At 61.5% G+C, this 18,529-nt stretch carries 3 protein-coding genes; 2 read left to right on the forward strand and 1 reads right to left on the reverse strand.

Going from position 1 to position 18,529, the window contains the following annotated elements; all coding sequences use genetic code 11:
• Positions 1-6: 6 nt before the first annotated feature.
• Positions 7-12,396, reverse strand: a complete 12,390-nt coding sequence (locus tag N5923_RS19345; protein ID WP_267144743.1) for a non-ribosomal peptide synthetase/type I polyketide synthase — start codon at positions 12,394-12,396, stop codon at positions 7-9.
• Between the two features lie 287 nt (positions 12,397-12,683).
• On the opposite strand from N5923_RS19345, the gene N5923_RS19350 reads away from it, so the two are divergent.
• Together N5923_RS19350 and N5923_RS19355 are read left to right on the forward strand one after the other, a co-directional pair.
• Positions 12,684-18,113, forward strand: a complete 5,430-nt coding sequence (locus N5923_RS19350; RefSeq protein WP_267144742.1) for a non-ribosomal peptide synthetase — start codon at positions 12,684-12,686, stop codon at positions 18,111-18,113.
• A complete protein-coding gene (locus N5923_RS19355) occupies positions 18,114-18,515 on the forward strand; it encodes a hypothetical protein (protein ID WP_267144741.1) in 402 nt (133 codons plus the stop codon).
• The last annotated feature ends 14 nt before the right edge of the window (positions 18,516-18,529 follow it).

Genomic DNA, 18,529 nt, shown 5'->3' on the forward strand with positions numbered 1-18,529 from the left:
CCTGCATTAACGTTGACGTTGCTGACGGCGGCGCTGAAGCGCCTGACGTCGTTCGCTGATATCACTGGTTTGTTCGCTAACCGTTTCATCCTGACGCGCCAGCCAGCTGGCCAGCGCCCGTGCATTGGGACGGTTAAACAGTTCCACGACCGGCAGATCCACTGCCAGCTTCTGCTGTAGCGCCTGCCGCAGGCGAATCAGATGCAGCGAGGTGGCGCCCGCTTCAAAGAAGTTGCTGTGCTGCGGCACCGCCTCCAGTCCGGCAATACGCTGCAACTGCTGGCAAATGATGGCGGCGATGACGTCACTGCCTTGCTGCGACGCCTCCACCGACGCGGTGACGACCGGCTGCGGCAGGGCCGCCTGCTGCCACTGATAGTGCGGCAACAGGGTGGCAAGATCCTGCTGCCAGAGATCGCTGCTTTGCGCCAGAGCGACTAACAGCTGGCAGTAGTGATCGAACATCTGCTGCGGCAGATCGGCGGGGAACAGCGCATCGACACAGTCCCAGCTGAAGACCAGCTCACCACGGCGTTCCACCACCTGATGGTCGATCCATACCTGCGGCGTCTGGCTGACGCTCCAGCCAAACTCTCCCAGCCAGTCGGCGGCCACGCTACCGTCGCTGCCGCTGGCATCCACGCCGAGACCGCTGGTAAACACCACCGGCATGGCAACCGCGTCGATACGCCCACGGCGTCGTGCCGCTTCACGCAACACGCGTACCGCCGACACTTCGCTGTAACCAAGGTCTTCCCACAGCTGTTGTTGCAGGCTGGCTGCGCGGGTAGTGAAGTCTGCCGCGCCGCGCATATCGCAGGCCAGCAGACTGAGCGAGGTGAAGTCACCGACCAGCAGCGGTAATTGCGGATGAATATCCGGGCGCTGGAACAGTGTCAGATTGAGGGTGAAGCAGGCTTCGCGGCTCCAGTTAGCCAGCACCGTACTCCAGACGGTCAGCAGCAAGGCATTTGGCGTGATGCCGGCATCGGCAGCCTGGTTGCGCAGTGCGGTCCACTGGCTGGCATTCAGCCGGGATTCGCGACGGATAAATTGCGGCGCCGCCAGCTGTTCGCTGCTCACCAGCGGCAGCTGCGGGCCGGCAGGCAGGGCATCCAGCCGGTCCAGCCAGTAGTTAAGCGCCGTCTGCCAGCTGGCGCGCTGTGGCCATTTCTCCTGCGCCAGCACATAGTCGCGGAAGTGAATATCAACAGGCGGCAGCAGGGTGTCCGGCTGACGCGCCAGCTGCGCCCATTCGGACAGCAACATCACCATTGAACGACCATCACAAATCAGGTTATCGAGGCTGATGCACAGCCGGACGCAGGTGTCGCTGAGCTGAGCGGCGCGCACGGTAAACAGCGGCCACTGGCGCGTATCATGGACTTCATGGCTCAGATCCGCGCGGGTCTGCTGCTGCCACTGCTGATGCTGGCTGGCGCTGGCGGTTCGCAGATCCTGACACCGGATAAGATAGTCCGGCACCTGCGCCAGCACGCGCTGATAACCGGCGTCATCAATCACCGCACGCAGCATCTCATGGCGCATGATCAGCTGCTGCCAGGCGCTTTGCAGCGCCGCATGAGTGAGATGATCGACATCGATCTCGACATACAGATGGGTTGAGACGCCACTCAGATTGAGTCCGCTCTGACGCCCAATCCAGTAAGCCTGTTGCACGTCGGTCAGCGGGAAGGGCTGATAACGCTGAGCGTCGTCGGCGACCCACTGCTGCTGCGCCTCCTGCCATAACGGCGCAGCCGCCACTTTTGCCGCAAACTCGCTAAAGCGCGGAGTGACAAACAGATCGCGCAGCGCAACCTGACGCTGCAACTGATGACGAATCTTTTCCACCAGCCGCACCGCCGTCAGGCTGTCGCCACCGGCTTCAAAGAAATGAGCATCAGCAGCCGGAACTTCACCACCCAGCAGCGCCGCCCACAGCGTGGCGAGGCTGGCATCGGCTCCCTGCCAGGCGGGAGCCGGTTGCGCGGACTGCGTTTTCGCCTGCAGTTGCGGACGCGGCAGCAGCGCGCGCGCCACTTTGCCGGTGGCACTCAGCGGTAGTGCATCCAGCGTAATCAGCGTTTGCGGCACCATATAGCCTGGCAACAGCGTGGCGAGATAGTCGCTGACTCTGGCTGGCGCAAACTGCCACAGGCTGTCCGGCATCTGTGCCATTAACAGATGCAGACCACTGTCGCTGAGTTGCGGCAGCGTCAACGCCGCGCATTGCTGCCAGCCCTGTTGTTGCAATTGCTGTTGCCACTGTGTGGCATCCAGCAGTGGCAGCGCCAGTTCCGCCCGCAGGTCATCCAGCTGACTGTAACCGGCCTCCAGCAGTGCCACGGTGGCCAGCTGGAAGGTGCTGTTGCGGGTCATTTCCGGCGCCAGCAGCCAGCCGCCGGGACGCAGCAGGGTGGCGATACGCTGCAACAGGCGCGGGATATGATGGCTGCGATGCAGGGCATTAAACGCCAGCACCAGGTCATAGTGATAAGTGCTGATCTCCTGCCCAGCCAGCGGTTGTTCGCTATCCAGCACGCTGAACTGCAACTGGTGATCGGCTAAACGGATTTTCGCCTGCTGGACTAGCAACCGGGAAGCATCAGTAAAGTGATAATCCAGCGCCAGATCGTCAAGCTGGTTTAACAGCGACTGCGTAGCCACACCGCTGCGGCCGCCGAGTTCCAGAATACGCGGCGCACGCCCCAGCTGCGTCGCCAGCTGGCGAATCAGCGCAGCCAGTGCCTTGCTGGTTGGCGCACTGAGCGGATTCGCCTGCGTCAGCTGTTCCGGCGAGAGTGCATCATCGTCACTGTAGAACAGCTCCAGCGCGCTGGCCTCGCCGCGTAACACCCGCAGACGGTCACCGGCGCCGCTTTGCAGGCGCAGCAGCGCTTCACGCGGCAATGCGAAGCTGGCGGCCTGTGACAGCAATGTTTCCCACTCTGGCAGCGGTTGCTGAGCGTGCTGCTGCCACTGCGCGGCGAGAGCAACAAACTCCGCCGCCGGATTAAGTGGCGCATCCGCCGTCATCATCAGCGTATCGGCAATCGCCCGCGCGCCAAGGTTGTCGATCAGTGACCAGAACTGTTGCAGCTGAGAGTTATCCGGTTGCGCGATTTGCTGCGCCAGTTCAGTACGGGCGAGGTCGATAAGTTGCGCGCCGTTCGCCAGCGCCGGTTCGGCGTTTAACTGCTGGCTAAGGGATTGCGCGTCGGCATCCAGCACCAGCCAGGCTGCGAGCCGTTTTTCGCCACGCGGATTGCCCAGCGTATCAACCACCGCATCGCGAATCGCGGGGTGCAGCTGTAATGCCGCTTCAATTTCGCCCAGCTCAATGCGGTTACCGGCGATTTTAACCTGATGGTCGCTGCGGCCCAGGAACTCCAGCGTACCGTCCGGCCAGTAGCGCGCCAGATCGCCGGTGCGATACAGCCGTTCGCCCTGATGTTCAATAAAACTGGCGGCGGTGCGTTGCGGGTCATTTTCATAACCCAGCGCCACTCCGTGACCGCCAATCCACAGGTCGCCGGTGACATAATCCGGGCAGGCGCGTAGCTGGCTGTCGAGCACCTGATAGCGCTGATTGGTTAACGGCCAGCCATAAGGAATGCTTTTCCAGTGGCTTTCGACACCATCAACCACAAACCAGTTGGACCAGATTGATGCCTCGGTCGCGCCGCCCATCGCCACCAGCGTGGCGTGCGGCGCATGGTTTTTCAGCCGTTGCGGCAGTGATAACGGGATCCAGTCGCCGCTCAGGAATACGTGGCGCAGGCCGCTAAGCGCCTGCTGATGGTAATCCGCTTCCGCCAGCAACAGGTCGAGCAAGGCAGGGACTGAGTTCCATATAGTGACATTGTCACTTTTAATCAGTGCCAGCCAGCGTGCCGGATCGCGCGTGGCTTCCGCTTCCGGCAGCAGCAGCGTGCCGCCTGCGGCTAAGGTGCCAAAGATGTCCCATACCGACAGATCAAACCATAGCGCGGAGAGTCCCAGCACCACATCCCCGGTGCTTAGCGCAAAGCGCTGATTGATATCCAGCACGGTATTTACCGCACCGCGATGATCGATCAGTACCCCTTTTGGCACACCGGTCGAGCCGGAGGTGTAGATCACATAGGCCGCATCGCTGACCTGACGCGCAACGTGCGGCAGCTGGCTGCCATACTGCGGTTGCAACGCATCGACCACGATGGTGTGGCCAAAGTGGTGCAGATCGCTGAGATAGTGCGGCTGGGTCAGCAGCACTGTGATACTACTGCCGTGCAGGACAGTTTGCAGACGCGCGGCAGGGGTATCGGCGGCAAGCGGCACATAAGCCGCGCCCACCGCCTGTATCGCCAGGCAGCCTGCCACCTGCGCAGCACCTTTATGCATCACAACCGCGACGCGATCGCCCGGCGTAACGCCAGCGGCCAGCAGCTGACTGGCCACGCCAAGGCTCCATTCCGCCAGTTGCTGATAGCTCCAGCGCCCTTCGGCAGCGATCAGCGCGGTGGCCTGTGGCTGGCTGGCGGCGCGGCTGAAGAACAGGCCGTCGAGGGTCTGTTCGCTTAACGGCGCGGCAGTGGCGTTAATTTGCTGGCGCACCGCCTGTTGTGTGGCCGGCAGCAGCGGCGGCAGCGGCTGTTGCCACAACCGATCATCGGCAGCCAGCTGCTCCAGCAGCGTGGCATAAGTGTTAAACATCGCATCCAGCACCCCGGGCTGGAACAGCTCGTCGACCGCATCCCAGTTATATACCAGTGCGCCATCCTGCTCGCTGGCCTGGTGATCGAGCCAGACCTGTGGCGTCTGGCTGATGCCGTAAATAATCTCCCCAAGCGGGCTTTCTGCCGCGCCTTTGGTCGGGTCATTGACCCCCAGCTGACTGGTAAACACCACCGGCATACCGACCAGTGCCTGCTGCTCGCGTCCGCGGTTCCACTCACGCAATACATCAACCGCGCTAAAACTGCGATATTGCAGGCTCTCCAGCACTTCACCATTGACCTGCGCCGCGCGTTCGGCAAAGCTCAGCGGCTGCTGATGATCAAGCGCCAGCAGGGTCACGGCGGTAAAGTCGCCGACCATTCGTGGCACATCTTCGTGCCACGGCAGGCGATCAAAGATCGTCAGGTTGAGGCTGAAGGTGGGTTCACTGCTCCAGCTGGCCAGCACTTCAGAGAAAGCGGCAATTAACAGCGAAGCAGGAGTGACGCCATAACGTCCTGCGCGTTCGCGCAGGATTTGCCAGGCATCAGCAGGCAGCGTGCGCTGGCGACGGCTGAACTGCGGATGGACGCGGCTCAGGTTCTCGGCAATCAGCGGCAGCTGCGGTGCGGCAGGCAGCGTCGGCAGGCGCTGTAACCAGTAGTCGCGGTCCTGTTGCCACTGTTGCAGACGCGCGCCTTCACGGTTTTGCTTTGCAATGACATAGTCGCGGAAACCAATGCTAAAGGGTTGCAGCCCGGCCTGCGCCAGATCACCGTCGGCGCGATACAGCGCTACCAGCTCATCCCACAAAATCTGGCTACTGGTGGCGTCATTAATCAGCATATCGATACTGATATGCAGACGACTGCCACCCGCGGGCAGAAGCGTTACGCGCAGATCAAACAGCGGCCAGCGATCGGTCGGCAATACCTGATGCGACAAGGTGTCACGCCAGTGTTCGCAGTGTTGCCGCGCCTGTTGCGCAGTGGCGTGCTGTAAATCGGCAACCGCAATCTGATACTCCGGCACATCGGCCAGCACCTGCTGGCGGCCATCTTCGGCGATAATCAGGCGCAGCGCATCGTGGCGGGCAATCAGCTGGTTCCAGCAGCGTTGTAAGCGGGCGGGATCCAGCCTCTGCGGTGCATCGGCTTCCAGACAGGCATGACAGGCAATCCCGCCCAGCGCGTAGTGATCCTGACGACCAATCCAGTAGGCATATTGCAGTTCGGTCAGCGGGAATGGCGCATAGCGTTGCGCCGCCTGATGGCTGATGGTCATTTCGCTGCTGGCGGTGGCCGTCGGTACGCAGCTGTCAAGCTGTTCGCTCAGCCAGGCGATCAGCCGTGCTGGCGTGCTGTGTTCAAACAACGCTTTCAGTGGACAGACAATCCCCAGCTCGCTGTCGCAGCGGCGCGAGAAGTCCATAATCAGAATTGAATCCATTCCCAGCGCCAGCAGTTCACTGTCGGGCTGAATACTGTGTGGCGCGACGCGCAGGGTGCGCGCCAGTTCATTGCGCACAAAGTCATGGATCACCTGTTGCTGCTCGCTGCGGCTGAGCTGATGCAGATTACGCGCCTGTAAATCCTTGCCTGCTGCCGGGCTCTGTGGCTGTTGAGATACGCAGCGGTTAAACAGATGCACCGGGCTGTAAAGGGCAAACAGCGGGACAAATTTCTGCCAGTCGATTTCTGCCGCCAGCCATACCGCCGGGAAACCGGCGGCGGTCATATCGGCGGCAAATAGCTTATCCAGCGTCGCCAGATAACGGGCTGGCGGCTGGCGCTGGATCCCGGCCATACGCAGATATTGCAGCAGAGAATCGTCCACTTCCGACATCCCGCTGCCGCCGCTCCATGGCCCCCATGAGATGCTCAGTCCCGGCAAGCCCTGATGACGGCGTTCGCGCATCAGCGCATCCTGCCAGGCATTGGCTGCGCCATAATGAATTTGCAGACGTGAACCCCAGACGCCGGAGATCGAGGTAAAGCAGACAAACCACTGCAACGGCAGCTGTTGCGTATAGTGATGCAGCAGGCGGGTGCCGGTGACTTTTGCCGTCGCCACCGCCTGGTAATCCTCGCGGGTAATGGTATCGAGCGGGTTAAAGCGTCCGACGCCGGCACAGTGGAATACGCCGGCCAGCGGACGGCCTGCGGCGGCAATCTGACTAAACAAGTCGGCGACCGAGGCCGGATCCGTGATATCGGTGGTCACACAGGTCAGGGTAATGCCACGGCTGCGCCAGTGTTGTAACCATGGCAGGACATTGCGGCGCGGCGCCTGACGACCGGTCAGCACCAGGTGCCGGGCGCCATTGCGGATCAGCCACTCGCTGATATGGCGACCCAGTGCGCCCCAGGCGCCAGCGACCAGCACTGCTGATTCGCCATCAATGCTAAAGCGCTGCTGTGGCGTCAGTGCCGCGTGATCCACCGGCGTCAGGCAGGGATGTAACCACTGCTGGTCGCGCAGGCAGAGCGCATCTTCCTCGCCAAAGCAGCTGGCGGCACGCAGCACCGCATTCGCCAGCTGCCAGATACCGGTTTCGCTGGCGATATCCAGCATCAGCCATTTGCAGGCCGGATATTCAATCGCCAGCGCGCGGGCGGCGCCCCAGAGTGCGGCCTGATCGGCATCGCAGGCTTGCGGATCCGGTGTCTGCGCCTGGCGGGTGATCAGCATCAGGCGGATGGCACCTTTCAACTGCTGGATCTGCTGCAGTAACTCAATCAGCGGCCAGACGGCGTCGTCGGCTGGCGGTAAATACAGCGCCACATCATCCGGCTGCCATTCACTGACCAGCTGTTGCGGATCGGTGCAATAAACCGCGCCGACACTCTGCGCGGCAAAAGTGTCGGCGAGATGATGGCAGCTATCTTCATCGCCCAGCAGCCAGTAGCGGTGCTCGTGCGTGGTGGTGGGTGGCGCAGAGATAACTTCCCACTGCTGGGTATACAGCGGGACGGATTCCACGCTGCTGTGCAGTGGCAATGGCTGCAACGGCAGCGGCTCGCGTGGCGCATCGCTATCATAATCCAGCCAGTAAGTCTGACGATGGAACGGATAGCGCGGCAGCTGGCGCGGCGACAGCAGCGGACCATTAAATGTGGCGCAGTGCGGATTTTCCCAGGCGAAGTTAACCCCGCAAAGATACAGGTCGCGCAGCGCTTCACGCCAGCTGGTCAGTTGTGGTGTACCGCGCCGCTGGCTGGCGACCACCGTCAGCGGATGCGCCACCGGGTTGCTGAGCAGATGGCGCTGCGCCAGCGCAGTCAGAATGGCGTGCGGGCCGATCTCCACTAACAGATCGCACTGCTGCGCCGCGACTGACAGCGCCTGGTGGAAGCGTACTGCCTGGCGTGCATGCTGACGCCAATAGTCGCCATCCGGCGCCTGCGTCAGGGCTTCACCGCTCAGGGTGGAGATCAGGTTAATGGCAGGCGGCCGGGTAGTGACTGACTCGCCACACTGCTGCCATTCCGCGAGCATCGGATCCAGCAGCGGCGAGTGGAAAGCATGGGACACGGTCAGCGCACGCGCGCTGATACTCTGCTGTTCCAGCTGTACTCGCAGCTGATCCAGCACCGGCAGCGCACCAGCCAGTACGCTGTCCTCTTCGCCGTTCAGCGCGGCAATCGCCACCTGCGCCGCCTCCGCTGGCGGCAGCTGATCCAGACGCTGTTGCAGGGCATCGGCGCTTAAACGTACCGCCAGCATGCCGCCACCGGCAGGCAGCGCCTGCATCAGCGCGCCACGACGGACAATCAGTTGCGCAGCATCGGCCAGGCTTAATGAACCGGCAATCACCAGCGCGGCAAATTCGCCAATTGAGTGACCGAGCATCACCACCGGCTGCACACCATAGCTTTGCCACAGGCGCGCCAGCGCATAACCGACGGCAAATAGCGCCGGTTGAGTCATGGCGGTTTGATTTAAACGTTCGCTATCACTGGCAAAGATCAGCGCCAGCAGCGATTCTCCCAGCCACGGCGTGATAGCGGCTTCGGCTTCGTCCAGCGCTGCGCGAAATGCCGGTTCCGCCTGGTATAACCCGGCGGCCATCCCGGCATACTGCGCACCCTGACCGGTAAACAGAAAGCCGACGCGTGGCGCTTTGTTCACCGCCACTGCATCGCTGGCCTGACTGAGGGCCGCATCCAGTTCGCTGATATCACTGACGACCAGCGCCAGACGCACACTGTGGTGTTCGCGCTGACGCGCGAGGCTGGCGGCGATGGCCGCCAGCGGCAGCGCGCTGTCCAGCTGTTGCCGCCACTGCTGAGTTAATTGCTGTAAAGATTCAGCGGATTGCGCGGAGAACATTAACAGCTGCGGCTGGCTGTTATCGACCACAGGCGTGGCCATTTTCGGCGGCGCCTGTTCCAGCACAATATGGGCGAGGGTGCCGGCAAAACCGTAGGAGGTGACCCCGGCGCGGCGCGGCCGATCGCGCTGCGGCCAGGCTTGCGCCTGAGCCGGTAAACGCGCCGGGATCCGATCCAGATCGATCAGCGGGTTAAGCTGATTAAGGCCAATATGCGGCGGGATCACGCCATGCTCCAGCGCCAGAATCGCTTTTACCATACCGGAAGCCCCGGCGGCGGCTTCAAGGTGGCCGATATTGGTTTTTACCGAACCGAGCCACAGCGGATCCGGTGTCTGGCGGCCACTAAACACCTCGGCCACCGACTGATATTCAATCGGGTCGCCAAGTCGGGTGCCGGTGCCGTGCAGCTCCAGATAGTCAATATCATCCGGTTGCAGACCGGCGCGCTGCAACACCCGTTGCAGTAAACGGCGTTGCGCCTCGCCGTTGGGGGCCGACAGGCTGCTGCTGGCGCCATCCTGACGCACCAGGCTGCCACGGATCACCGCCCGAATATCATCGCCATCGGCCTGCGCCTGCGACAGCGGTTTTAACAGGAAGGCGACACAGCCTTCACCGCGCACATAGCCATCGGCGCTGGCGTCAAAGGTTTTACACTGGCCGTCCGGCGCCAGCATGCCCGCTTTATGCAGCACCTGATCGACTTCCGGCAGCAGTTGCAGTTTCACTCCGGCGGCCAGCGCCATATCGCACTCACCAAGGCGTATCGCCTGGCAGGCCATATGCAGCGCACTGTGGGCCGAGGAGCAGGCGGTATCCACCGCCACCGACGGGCCTTCCCAGCCATAAAAGTAGGAGAGACGACCACAGGCGGCGGCAAACGAGTTGCCGGTGCCGTAGTAAGCATCGAGATGCGCACTGTCGCCGGTAATAAACGGAATATGCGCATAGTCGCCCGTACCAATGCCGACATACACCCCGACATCGCCGCCCTGCAAGCGGGAAGGCGGAATCCCGGCATCCTCCAGCGTATGCCAGCTGACTTCCAGCAACATGCGCTGCTGCGGATCGGTGTTAATCGCTTCGCGCGGTGACATACCAAAGAAGGCGGCGTCAAAATCCGCCGGACGATTAAGAAAAGCGCCGAAGCCGGGGATCTCGTCATTACTGCGGAAGCGGTCGGCAGGCATCGGGCGGATCGCTGAACCGCCATCCAGCAGCAGTTGCCAGAATTCGGCGTCGGTTTGCGCCTCTTCGCCGTCGGCGGCGGGCAGGCGGAAAGCCATGCCGATAATCGCCACCGGCTCATCGCTGCTGCTGCGGCTGCGGCTGTGCGGCGCTGCGGCCGCTGGCTGCTGTAAGGCGTTAAGACGCGTCGCCAGCGCACTGGCGCTCGGGCTGTCAAACAGCGCGCTTTCTGGCAGATCAATACGGAAATGCTGGCGGATGCGGGCCAGCAGGGTGGCGGCGCCAACCGAATCAAGGCCATAGCTAAACAGCGACTGGCGTGGATCGATATTACGTGCGGTGACATTGCCCAGCAGCTCAGCGGCCTGCTGGCAGATCCAGCTTATCTGTTCACTGCTGCCAGCGGTGCTGACCGGCTGCGGCGCGCTTTCATCCCATAAAAGATGCAGCTGCTGCTGTTGCCACGCTTCACTCAGCGCGCGCCGACGCACTTTGCCACTGGTGGTGCGCAGCAGGGTGCCTTTACGGATCGGCACTACCCGCCATACCGCCAGCTGATGCTGTTCGGCAATCGCCTGTCTGACCGCGGCGACCAGCTGTTGCAAGGCGTCCTGATCGGCGCGCTGCGTTTCCAGCACCACCACCAGTTGCTCTTCATCATTGTGCTGACAGGCAAACGCCGCCGCGCCATCGGCCACAGCCAGCGGATGCGCGGCAATGGCGGTGGCTTCGATATCATTTGGGTAGTGGCACTGGCCGCGCACAATCAGGATATCTTTCAGGCGGCCGGTGATAAACAGCTGTCCCTGATGGACAAAACCGAGATCGCCGGTACGCATATAGCGGCGGCCGTCAGCAGCATCCGCCAGCGTGGCGCCAAAGGTTGCGGCGCTTTCCTGCTCGCGCCGCCAGTAACCCTGCGCCACCGCATTGCCACTGATCCAGATTTCCCCGGTGTGTCCGGCGTCAACCGGCTGATGCGTGTCGCTATTAACAATCTGCACATCCTGACCGCCAAACTCATTGCCGCAACCAACATAGCGCCGGGTGTGATTGCTGGCATGCTCTGCGATCTGCACCTGATTACGCAGCAACGCGTTTTTATCGATATCCAGATAGACCGGTTCGCTGGCGCTGTTACCGGCCGCAATCAGCGTCGCTTCCGCCAGCCCGTACGAGGGTTTTAGCGCCTCACGGCGTAAACCGCAGGCTTTAAAGCAGTGCCAGAACGCTTCCAGCTGCTGCGCCGAGACCGGTTCAGCGGAAGGCACCAGGCTGACCACCGACGACAGATCCCAGCTGGCGATGCGCTCCGGTTGCTGGCTGGCGGCGTCGGTGCAGCGTTGCAGGGCAAAGTTCGGACAGGGCAGCACGGTGCCGCGCTGCTGACTCGCCAGCTCCAGCCAGCGCAGCGGATCTCTGACAAAGGTTGCCGGTGGCAGATAGACCGCCGTATTACCCGACAGTAATGGCGACAGAATGCCCATAATCAGACCGAGATCGTGATACAGCGGCAGCCAGCTGACCACTACGCTGTCTGGCGTCGGCAGCGTCAGGCAGGCGAGAAAATCGAGGTTCGCCAGCAGATTGTGGTGACGATTAATTACCCCTTTTGGCAGACCGGTCGAACCGGAGGTGTACTGCAAAAAGGCGATAGTGTTGCCATCAATCACCGGCGCCTGCCAGCGCTGCTGCCAGCTCTCTTCGTCAGCGGTGGCGGTGTCCAGCACCGTCAGCTGATGCTTCGCGGCAAAATGGCGCAGATCTTCCCCTGAGAGGGCGATAATCTCCGCGCCGGTGAGGATCAGCGACGGCTGACAATCGTCGGCGATCGCATCCAGTTTGCTCAGCACGCGTTTGACGCGCGCCGGGCCGGATAAGTTAACCGGCACGCCAATCACGCCAGCATAAAAACAGGCCAGCAGGGTGGTGACATACTCCACGCCGGACGGATAGAGGATCAGCGCGGTAGCGCCTGGCGCAGTATGTTGCTGCAATCTTGCCGCTAAAGCCCGCGCACGCCGCGCGACCATCCCAAAGGTAACCACCTGTTCCGTGCCATCGAGGGCATGGAAACGTAACGCAGGAGAATCACACTGCAAACCGGCATAAAATTCAATGCCCGCAACCAGCGTGGAAAAACGATTTAACAAAGGGTAATGCGATGCCATTTACTTAAACCTCAAACAGTTAAGTCCAGGTGAAATTAAGCATCGCTCACGACGTCCAGAAATATTTCAAAGCAACCTTGCCATCTCTGCACACAATTCCGCGGTAGTGAAAAACACTATCTTTTGTGCTGTTTTTTTCATCAAACTTTCGCTTGCCACCGTAATAAAAATAATTATCATTTGCAATATCGTTTGGTAAATAGTTGATTTAAGCATAATAAGCATGCGGCCATTTGGCTCACTGCCAGCGGATAAGGGACGTCGTTTTTCACACAACAGGAGCCACGGTGAATTCAGAAAACACTCAGCTTAATGCGCTGCTGACTGAGGTCATGGCGCAGGCGGATAGCGAGCAGTACCACGTGCTCGACATGAATATGGCGCAACAGGGAGAGTGTGATTTACGGCGTCAGCTGCGTCAGCGGACCGTGCGTTATACCGCAGCGGTAGGCTCGCGGCTGGAGCAGATAACGCGACGCAAGAACCAGCCGGATATCGACTGGCAGCATCTGGATATCAGCAATGCGCTGTCGCGTCGCCGTTTCAGCCAGCCCGGTTTTGACCTGGTGTTGCTCAGCGCTGCGCCTGCCGAACCGGCCCTGTGGTATGAACTGCTGAAACCCGGCGGCTGGCTGATCGCCGGCAATGACCGACAGTGGCAGCGCTGGCAGCCGCAGACGGAGGCTTCGCCGCCGTTCCCGCTGACCGATATTCAGCACGCATACTGGATTGGCCGCAGCCAGTCGCTGGCGCTGGGCGGCGTCTCCTGTCATGTCTATTTTGAGTGGCGTATCAGCGATTTTGATATCGCTCGCTTTGAAGCGGCGTGGAACCGGGTGATTGCCCGTCACGGTATGATGCGCGCCTGTGTTGATGACAACGGTCAGCAACGGATTCTTGCCAGCGTGCCGCACTACGCCATTGCCTGCGACGATCTGCGCGCGTTGCCCGATCAACTGCGCGATCGGCAGCTGGCGGCGACCCGTGAACGCATGTCGCAACAGGTGCTGGAGGCCAGCCAGTGGCCGCTGTTTGAGCTGCGCGCCAGTCTGGAGAGTGAGCAGGATTGCCGCGTGCACCTCGATCTCGACCTGTTAACCTTCGACGTGCAGAGTTTCCATATCGTGCTGGCGGAACTGGCGCGTTTTTACCATCAGCCGCAGCTGTCGCTAGCGGAAATCCGTTACAGCTTCCGCGACTATCAGCTGGCGGAAATGCAGGCGCGCCACAGCAGCGGCTGGGCCAGCGATCGCGACTGGTGGCTGGCGCGGCTCGATCAGTTACATCCGGCGCCTCAGCTGCCGCTGCGCTGTCAGCCATCCGAGGTGGCGCAGCCAAAGTTCCGCCGTCTGCAACGTCGCGTTGAACCCGAACGCTGGCAGCGCTTGTCACAACATGCTTCGCAGGCGGGCGTGACCCCGTCGGCGATGCTGCTGGCCGCCTTTAGCGAGCTGCTGACGCTGTGGTGTGAAGAGCCGCGCTTCAGCCTCAACCTGACCCATTTTAACCGCCGCCCGCACCATGCGGATGTGGCGCAGCTGGTTGGCGATTTCACCTCGGTATTGCTGCTGAGTGTCGATTGCAGTACGCGCCAGCCTTTCCGCCAGCGTGCCGCCGATCTGCAACAGACGTTGTGGGAACGGCTGGCGCACAGCCAGTTTGGCGGTGTGGATGTATTGCGAGAACTGGCGAAACGTCAGGGCATGGCCGACAGCAGCGCGATGCCGATTGTCTTTACCAGCCTGCTGGGGATGGATCTCGATACCCTGGTGGAAGGCGCCGATCTGCTGGGTGAACCGGCGTATCTGTATACCGCCACGCCGCAGGTGTGGCTGGATCATCAGGTGATGGTGCGCAAAGGCAGTCTTGAATATAACTGGATTGTGATCGATAACCTGTTCCCCGACGGCATGATCGACAGCATGTTTGCCGCTTACGGCGAGTTGCTGGATCGGCTTACCGATGACAGTCAGCTCTGGCAGCAGCCGCTGGCCCTGCCACTTCCGGATAAGCAGCGCGCGATCCGTACGGCGGTTAATCGCACCGAACTGATGCTGCCGCTGACGCCGCTGCATGCCGGTTTCTTTGCCCGTGCCCGCCAGCAGCCCACGGCGACAGCGCTGATTGCCGAAGGTCAGCAGTGGCAGTATCAGCAGCTGGCGCAGCTAGCGTTGCGGGTAGCGGCGCGTCTTAATCAGCTGGAGTGCCGCAATCAGCCGGTGGTGGTGTCGCTGCCGAAAGGCGCCGGGCAGATTATCGCCGCGCTCGGGGTGATGGCCGCTGGCGCGATTCTGGTGCCGGTAGCGCGCGACTGGCCGCTGGCGCGTCTGCATGAGGTGCTTGATCAGGCCGGGGCGCAGGCGCTGATTAGCGATGACGACGGTGTCGCGCAGTGCTCGCAAACAACGGCATTTACCCTGCAACAGCTGCCGCCGCAAGGCGCTGAGGTGCAGCTGCCGCCGCTCTCGCAGACCGCCTATATCATCTACACCTCCGGCTCAACCGGTAAACCGAAAGGGGTGGCGATGCAGCACGCCGCCACCGCCAATACGCTGTCTGATATCAGCGCGCGCTTGCAGTTAACGCCGGATGACCGGGTATTTGGCCTGTCATCATTAAGTTTCGATCTGGCGATTTTTGATCTGTTTGCCACGCTGGCCGCTGGCGCCACGCTGGTGCTGCCGCAGCAGCAGGGGATGCGCGATGCGGCGCACTGGATGCAGTTGCTGCAACAGCATCAGGTCAGCTGCTGGAATTCGGTGCCTTCGCTGATGGCGATGCTGGTTGAATATGCGCGTGCCAGCGGTGAAAGCCTGCCTGCTCTGCGGGCGGTGATGTTGTCCGGCGACTGGATCGGCCGCGATCTGGCCGCCAGTATTGCGCCACTGGCGCCAGCCGCGCGGCTGATTGCGCTGGGCGGCGCCACCGAAGCGGCGATCTGGTCAAACTGGTTTGAAGTGGAGAGTGTCGATCCCCACTGGTATGCGGTGCCCTATGGCTGGCCGTTAGCCAACCAGCGCTATTATGTGCTGGATGCGCAGGGACGCGATCGTCCTGCGGGGGTGGCCGGTGAACTGTTTATCGGCGGCGTCGGGCTGGCGGCAGGCTACTGGCGTGATACAGCGCGCACCGACGCTGCTTTTATCACCCATCCGCTCAGTGGCGAACGTCTGTACCGTACCGGCGATCTGGCGCGTTATGACCCGCAGGGGTGCATCGAATTCCTTGGCCGGCGTGATGCGCAGGTTAAAGTCGGTGGTCATCGCATTGAACTGGGTGAAATCGAAGCCGCATTGCAGGCGACGGAACAGGTACAGTCCGCAGTGGCCGATGTGGTTACCACGCCATCCGGCGCGCAACAGCTGGCCGCCTGGCTGGTGATTAAGCCGCTGGCGCAGGATGCTGCTCAGCTTATCGCCACCGGCCAACAGGCTGCGGCCTGCCTGCCGGCAAGCAGCCGTATCGCCTCGTTGTCGGCGTTCCAGGCGGAAAGTGAGTCACTGGCGCCGCTGATGATGTTGCAGATATTACAGCAGCTGGAATTTTGCCAGCCGCCGGGCTGGCGCATTGCCGCGCGGATGAGCGAGTTGCGTCTTGATGCGCGTTTTAGCCGTTTACTGACGCGCTGGCACCAGATTCTGCAGCAGGAAGGTCTGCTGAACGAAGAGGGGGGCCAGTGGTTTTGCGCCGATTGCGCACCAGCAGAGCAGGCGCTGGCGCAGCGGCTTGATGACGGCAGACATCGTCTGCGTCAGTTCCTCAGCTGGCTGAATGAGGGCGACCTGTTCGCCGACTGGCTGTTTGCCAGCAGCACGGCGATTGAGACGGTGCTGAAAGAGCCGCAGCTGGCGAGTTCACTGCTGTTCCCTGATGGCGACAGCCGCGCATCGGAAGCGCTGTATCAGGGCAATATTATCGCCGATTACCTTGGGGCGATTGCCGCCAGCCTGCTGCCGCAACTGGTTAACGGCCATCCCGCGCCACAGGTGATGGAGATCGGCGCCGGTATTGGCGGCCTGACGGCCAGCACCTTGCCTGCTTTCGCCGCGCTGACTGAGCAGGGTGAATATCACCATACCGATGTCAGCCCGTGGTTCTCTCACTACGCCACGCAACGTTTTGGCGGCTATCCTGCGCTGCGCACCGGCCGTTACGATATCAACCAGACGGCGGCAGAACAGCACTATGCACCCGCGACGATGGACGCGATTCTTGCCGCCAATGTGTTGCACAACGCCCATCAGCCTGATGCCACTTTGAGTGAAATCTGGTTAATGCTGAAGCCGGGCGGCAGCCTGCTGATGCTGGAAGCCACTGAAGATAAACAGCTGCAATGGGTTACCGCTGCCGCGGTGCTGGAGCATGCAGCCGAAGGCGGCGACAGTGCGGGCGATTCGCCGTTGCTGAGCGAGTCGCAGTGGCGCAGCGCGCTGCTGCGCGCCGGATTTGAACTGATTGACGTCTGGCCGTACGCCGCCACGCCGCTGGCGTTTGCCGGGCAGCAGCTGTTCCTTGCCCGCCGTCCGCAGCAGGCGACGACCCTGCAGCAGGTACAGCAAAGCCTGGCGCAGCGTTTGCCGGCTTATATGCTGCCCGATCATCTGATTAGCGTGGCAAAACTGCCACTGAGTGCTAACGGCAAAATAGATCGCCAGCAGCTGCCGAAAATTGCCCAACTGAGCGGCGCGCAGCAACAGCACTACGCTGCGCCACAAACCGATGCTGAACAGCGGCTGGCGGCGATCTGGTGTGAGTTATTGCAGGTTGAGCAGGTGGGGCGCGAACAGGATTTCTTTAGTGCTGGCGGCGACAGCCTGTTAGCCACGCGGCTGGCCAGTCGCTTAAGCAGCGAGTGGGGCGTGCGCGTGCCAATTCGCCTGATCTTTACCGATGCCGTATTACATAAAATGGCGACGGCGCTGGAGGCTGTCGTGGCGCCAACGCTGGCGCTGCCGTTAGTGGAGCTGAGTGCCACGCGTCCACAGCAGCTGATCTGCCTGCACGGCAGTGATGGTTTTGCCACGCCGTATCAGCGGCTGGCCGCGGCGCTTAGCGACAGCGTGCAGTGTATCGGCGTGCAGGCCAGTGGTTTGCTGATGGATGAAACTCCGCTCAGCAATCTGGACAGTCAGGCGCAACGCACGCTGGATGCGCTGCGCCAGCAGGGATTTAGCGGCCCCTGGCATCTGGCGGGCTGGTCGATGGGGGCGTATCTGGCGATGGAAATGGCGCGGCGGCTGCAACAGCAGGGTGAACAGGTGGCGTCATTAATCCTGATCGATCCGGCGCCGCAACAGGCGATGGCCGCCTGCGCCGCCAGTGAATATGCGCTCTGGCGCTCAATGGCGGGCGAATCTGTGGCCAGTCAGCTGACCACTTTTGCCGCATTATGCAGCGAAGAGAAGCTGGCCCGCTGGCGCGAGGTACTGCCGCCGGATCTGCTGATAGAAGATCAGGCATTAACACGACTGATTGCGGTAATCCGCGCCAACGTACAGGCGATGGTCAGTGCGCCTTGTCGTCCGCTGACTGTCGCGGCAGAGATTATTACCGCCAGCGAGCGTGACCTGAGCTGGGGCGATGGCAGCAGAGTGCTGGAGCAGTGGTTTAGCGTGACGCCGCAGCGCAGCACCATCGGTAACAGCAACCATCTGAATATCATTACGCAGCCGCAACTGTTTGCCGCGCTGCAACAAATTACACAAGGAAAACAGTGAATGTCAGAACAGATCATTGATACCAGCGGCTGGCCGCTGGTGCACTATGTGATGCCCGAATCGGTGCCAGATTCGCTGGCGGAACACCATATTGCCGCCTTACAGGCGGTGCTCGATCGCCAGCAGCCGTTTGTGCTGATCTTCAGCGGCGTTGAGCTGCCGAAGAACTCCGCGCTTTTTTTCCGCCTGTATAAAGCCTGGGGCAGCCGTACGCGTGAAGCGCAGCAGCGATACTGCCGTGGTGCGGTACGTGTGGAGCCGGATGAGGCTAAACGACGATCGTTCTGGCGTCAGGCGTTGCGCTATCTGACCACCCGCACCATTCCCTATCCCTATAAAGTGGTCGCCAGCCACGCTGAAGCCGAACAGCAGGCGCAATGCTGGTTGCAGGACACATTTTAACCTAAGGTCGGGTA

Origin of the sequence: Winslowiella arboricola (assembly GCF_025527015.1) — a bacterium.
Taxonomy (GTDB): Bacteria; Pseudomonadota; Gammaproteobacteria; order Enterobacterales; family Enterobacteriaceae; genus Erwinia; species Erwinia arboricola.

Coding starts and splice junctions, on each gene's coding strand:
- N5923_RS19345 (WP_267144743.1), bottom strand. CDS start 12,396: ATGGCATCGCATTACCCTTTGTTAAATCGTTTTTCCACGCTGGTTGCG.
- N5923_RS19355 (WP_267144741.1), top strand. CDS start 18,114: ATGTCAGAACAGATCATTGATACCAGCGGCTGGCCGCTGGTGCACTAT.